Genomic DNA, 3347 nt, shown 5'->3' with positions numbered 1-3347 from the left:
ATCTTCCCCAACTCACTGCTGGGGGTTGGGTGTCCACCACACGGGGGTCAGGCCCTGCACCGGGTGTGCCAGGATCTGCAGGTGCTGCAGTCGGTGGGTAGAACCGGGGTGTGGCTTAAGACAATGCGATGGCCGAAAGTGTGTGGGCCACGTTGAAAACCGAATTCTACGACCGGCACACCTGGCCCACCCGGGCCGAGGCACGCCAGGCTGTCGCCCGGCGGATTGAGGTGGTCTACAACCGTCGACGGCTGCACTCGTCGCTGGGGTATGTACCGCCTTCTCGATCAGCGTCCGGGCACCGCCCGCTCCACTTTGCAACAGCACCGATCAGAGTCGATTGGGATAAGACGCGAAGGCGGTCAGATCAGGGCGGCCGAAGCCGGCCGGCGGGGTAGCGTCGGACACGTCGAGGTCTTTCGGATGGATGGCGTAGGAACCTCCGTCGTCGGGAGATCTCGACGTCTATCTGCGGACCGACGCGCCCGGCCGACCTACACCGTCATCTGAGAAGACCCCTGAAACGTCTTCGACGACGACGGGACCGGCGAGGAGGAGGGCGCGGTGAGCTAAAGGAATGGAGCTTGCTCGGCTTCGACGCCGCCGCAAGCTCCGGTGAAACGGTCGGTACTGGTCGATCGTCGTCGGTCACCACCGGATGGCGGCGTCCCCCACGCTCGGCTTTTGCGCAGGTAAGCGGCTCGTTCGCCCAGTGGGCGCATCAAGCGATAGACGCAAAGCCGACGTGATTAGGTCGTCGGTTCGATTCCGACAGGCGGCTCCGGCGAACAGCCCCTGACCTGCGGAAACGCAGGGCAAGGGCGGTTCGGTTCTGGTGGTCGCGCGATGCGCTGGCCTCACGGCTCTGCCCGACACCGACGTCGCTCTCCTCTGGGACGGACCCCTCGCCGGCTGAGCGCTCGCGGCCGGCATCCTGTCCGTATGCCGATAGGCCTCGCACCGCTCGGCAACGCAGCATGGCGTTGCGTCGCGACCTGGCGACGGCTCGGCGGGGCGCGATCGTCTCGTGGGTTGGCGGACTACGGGAGCTTGGACGCGAGGACGTCGGCCGCCAGGATCTCGGGTGCTGCGCTGAGGAGGTGCTGGTTGGACATCAGGGCTGCGACGATGGCGCCGTTGGCGTGGGCGTCGCGAGCGGCCTCGTCGGGGAATGCATCGAAGATCCAGAAGGTGTCGGCGTGGGTCCTGACCGCGAACCAGACAATCGTTCCTACTTCTTCGTTGGCGAGTGCGACAGCGCCGGCGAGCAGATCGGCGAGCGCGTCGTGCTGTCCATCGGCCGCGACGATCTTGGCGACGAAGGCATACGGAAGTGATGCGGGTGTGGACATTGGGGACTCTCCTTGAAGTCGGGGTTCTTCGTGGGACGAGTTCAGCTTATGACGAGCGAGGGCCGGTGGGAAGTGGCGTATACGACAGTATTGCTATTGTTTACGTCATGCGTATCGGACTGATCGCGATCGACGGCTGCTTCGGTTCGGCTATCGCGTCGATCATCGACATCGTGCGGGTGGCCGACGGAGCCCGCGGCGATGTCGACCCGCGGATCGACCCGATCAAACTCGCCATCCTCGGACCGAAACGGCGAGTGACCACGACGGCATCGATGACCCTGTCGGTGGACCACCCGCTGTCGGAGTCCGCAGAGTTCGACGTGGTCGTCGTCCCTGCGCTTGGAACCCTTACGGCCGCCGCTACCAACGACGCCCTCCACAGCCGAGATGCTCGTTCGGTCATCGCCTCGCTCGGGCGCCTCGACGAGGCGACCACCCGGATCGCCGCGGCGTGCACCGGCGTGTTCGCTGTCGCCGAGACCGGACGGATGCATCATCGGCGGGCGACGACCAGCTGGTTCCTGGGGCCGGAGTTCCTTAAGCGCTATCCGACCGTCGCCCTCGATCTCGACACCATGGTCGTGGTCGACGGGAACCTCGTCACCGCCGGCGCCGCGTTCGCCCACATCGACCTCGCGCTCTCACTCGTGCGATCGATCAGCCCCGACCTGGCCCAACATGTCGCCAAGCTCCTCATCATCGACGAGCGCCCGTCGCAGGCGGCCTTCGTCGCCTACGAACATCTCCGGCACGAGGACCCGATCGTCGTCGAGTTCGAACGCTTCGTGCGCGCCCGCCTGGACGAACCGTTCAACGTCGCCTTCGTCGCGCAGTCGCTCGGCACCAGCCGGCGCACCCTCGAACGACGAGTCCGTGCGGCGCTCAACCTCACTCCGCTCGGCTTCGTCCAACAGCTTCGCATCGAACGAGCTCGGCACCTCTCAGCAACCACGGACCTCACCTCCGCCGAGATCGCGCTACGGGTCGGCTACGCGAACGCCGAGACTCTGCGCGCCCTCCTGCGTAGGGAGCGACGCCGTTCCTGACCTATCGCCATGCCTGTAGCCGGTGTGCTAGTGCTCGACTTAAACCACCTCTCAGCACGTCGCGTCGACGCTCCTGCGTCGCCCCTGGACGACCCACTCGACACGCCCGCAGCACAGGCCATGTGACGTGTCCCGGCTTCCCGGACGGTCGGGGTTGGGTGGCTGTGATGTCGCTGCGTTCTCGTCGAGAGGATCAGCAGACCCGATCAGAGTCGATTGGGATAAGACGCGAAGGCGGTCAGGTCAGGGCGGCCGAAGCCGGCCGGCGGGGTAGCGTCGGACACGTCGAGGTCTTTCGGATGGATGGCGTAGGAACCTCCGTCGTCGGGAGATCTCGACGCCTATGTGCGGACCGACGCGCCCGGCCGACCTACACCCTCATCTGGGAAGAGCCCTCAAAGCCCTGCGCCGCCAGGTCGCCGAGCTGCACAAGGACAACGAGTTCCTGGGAAAAGCAGCAGCCTTCTTCGCGAGCCTTGCCAACGACCGACGAACGGTACGAACTGATGACCGCGGAGAAGGCGAACTGACCAGGCTCACTCGCATGGCGCGACTCCTGGGAGTGTCCCGGTCAGGGTTCTACGCCTGGACGAAACGGCAGGCCGCAGAACCCGGCACACAACGCCGTGCACGCGACGAACTCGATGTGAAGGTCCGCAAGGTCTTCGCCGAGTCCGATGACGTCTCCGGAGCTCCCAGAGTCCACGCCCAGCTCGCCTGTGAGGGGACCTTCGTTGACCGGAAGACCGTCGCGACATCGATGCTGCGCCAGGGCCTGGAGGGCATCAGTCCGAAGAAGTTCACCCCGGTGACCACGATCCCCGGTGTGGACACCTACAAGATCCCTGACCGGGTCAAGAGAGGCTGGGGCCAGGGCGGGCTCAACCGCGTCTGGATTTCAGACATCACCTACCTGCGCACCGGTGAGGGCTGGCTGTACCTGGCG

General features: G+C 65.6%; 2 protein-coding genes and 2 pseudogenes. 3 read left to right on the top strand and 1 reads right to left on the bottom strand.

Annotated features, from left to right (window positions below; all coding sequences use genetic code 11):
* Positions 1 to 281: pseudogene (locus ACTXPP_RS13985) on the top strand (integrase core domain-containing protein); the annotation flags it as partial.
* Between the two features lie 759 nt (positions 282 to 1040).
* Here the strand turns inward: ACTXPP_RS13985 and ACTXPP_RS13980 are convergent.
* Positions 1041 to 1352 carry a putative quinol monooxygenase gene (locus ACTXPP_RS13980; protein WP_443342701.1) on the bottom strand — a complete coding sequence of 104 codons (312 nt, stop codon included), beginning with the start codon at positions 1350 to 1352 and terminating at the stop codon, positions 1041 to 1043.
* Positions 1353 to 1459: 107 nt separating this feature from the next.
* Here ACTXPP_RS13980 and ACTXPP_RS13975 point away from each other — a divergent pair, with 107 nt between their 5' ends.
* Positions 1460 to 2401: a GlxA family transcriptional regulator gene (locus ACTXPP_RS13975; protein ID WP_301520963.1), complete on the top strand. Its 942-nt coding sequence runs from the start codon at positions 1460 to 1462 to the stop codon at positions 2399 to 2401.
* Positions 2402 to 2795: 394 nt separating this feature from the next.
* Positions 2796 to 3347: pseudogene (locus tag ACTXPP_RS13970) on the top strand (IS3 family transposase); the annotation flags it as partial.

The sequence above is a fragment of the Candidatus Corynebacterium faecigallinarum genome (assembly GCF_052264515.1).
Taxonomy (GTDB): Bacteria; Actinomycetota; Actinomycetes; order Mycobacteriales; family Mycobacteriaceae; genus Corynebacterium; species Corynebacterium faecigallinarum.
The sequence above is the reverse complement of the archived record's forward strand: the minus strand, read 5'-3'. Positions and strand labels throughout refer to the sequence as shown.